This window comes from Oleiphilus sp. HI0079 (genome assembly GCF_001635105.1).
On record NZ_LWFT01001189.1, the window covers coordinates 1 to 1,179 of the forward strand.

At 48.1% G+C, this 1,179-nt stretch carries 2 protein-coding genes; both read left to right on the forward strand.

All coding sequences use genetic code 11. The features are described 5' to 3' along the window. Positions 1–831: alpha/beta fold hydrolase (locus A3750_RS21125; RefSeq protein ID WP_068548770.1), on the forward strand; the 831-nt coding region annotated here is incomplete at its 5' end. 2 nt (positions 832–833) lie between these two features. Continuing rightward, a partial coding sequence (locus tag A3750_RS21130) for a peptidylprolyl isomerase (RefSeq protein ID WP_068548772.1) occupies positions 834–1,179 on the forward strand: 346 nt, incomplete at its 3' end.

Genomic DNA, 1,179 nt, shown 5'->3' on the forward strand with positions numbered 1-1,179 from the left:
CTTGCTCGCGGATTTGATGTGTACTTGGTTGATTGGGGGGATGTGACGGCAGATCATTCAAATCTCTCGCTTGAGTCCTATGTAATGGAGTGGATGCCGGATGTCGTGGATTCCGTGCTAGGGCATGCAAGTGTAAAAGAGCTATCGATATTTTCCTATTGCATGGGGGGGCTGTTGTCTCTGATGTATCTCGCTACCTCTGGAGATCAGAGGGTTCGAAACCTAATTACAGTAGCTAGTCCTGTCGATATGCATCAAAGTGGTCTCACAGGAAAGTTTCTTTCGGTGGTATACAAGCCTGCGCAAAGTATTTCCAGTATGTTGAATGTCTCGCTTTTAGATATGCCGGCGAAAATGTTTCATGTGCCAGGATGGGTGTCCTCGGTCGCTTTCAAATTGACCAACCCGATTGGTAGTGTGATCAATTCGTATGAGAAGTTCTTAAATCTCTGGGATCGTGAGTATCTGGAGGAGAGTCTGACCATGAGTAAGTGGTTTGATGACATGGTCGATTACCCTGGCGAGACAATTAAGGACATGGCCGTCCATATGATGATTAATAACCGAATTGCTAGTGGTGCGATGCGCATCGGGCAGGCTAAAGCGCAGTTCAATAAGATTGCGTGTTCTATTTTGGCCTTTGCTGGAGAGAGCGATAATATCGTTAGCGTGAAAGCTGCACACAAGATTCTGGATATTGTGTCATCCACGGATAAAGAATTCTGTATTGCGCCCGGAGGACATGCCGGTGTATTTGCAGGTGCATCTGCTCCCGCGCATACATGGGCTCTCAGTGCAGACTGGTTAGTCGAGCGCCCGGACAAGAGGTAGTTATGAAAACATATACTGTGCATTATTGGCTCAAAGGAAGCGATGGGGAGGTAGTGGATACATCCCAGGGTGGAGAGCCAATGAAGATAAAAATCGGCGCCTCAGATGTCATCGAGGGTTTGCAGAAGGCCGTTGATGGCCGCAGCGCCGGAGATCGAATTGAAGCGACGATTCCCCCGGAGTTAGGTTATGGTCCGCATCGTCCAGAATTTGTTAACGTGGTATCTAGGGAGCTGTTTGATATCGCTGACCTTGAACCCGGGATGAAGTTTCAAACCAATACGGGTGAGCAGACGCAAATAATTCAAGTTGTGGAAGTAAACGAGGGCGGCGTAACCGTTGATGCTA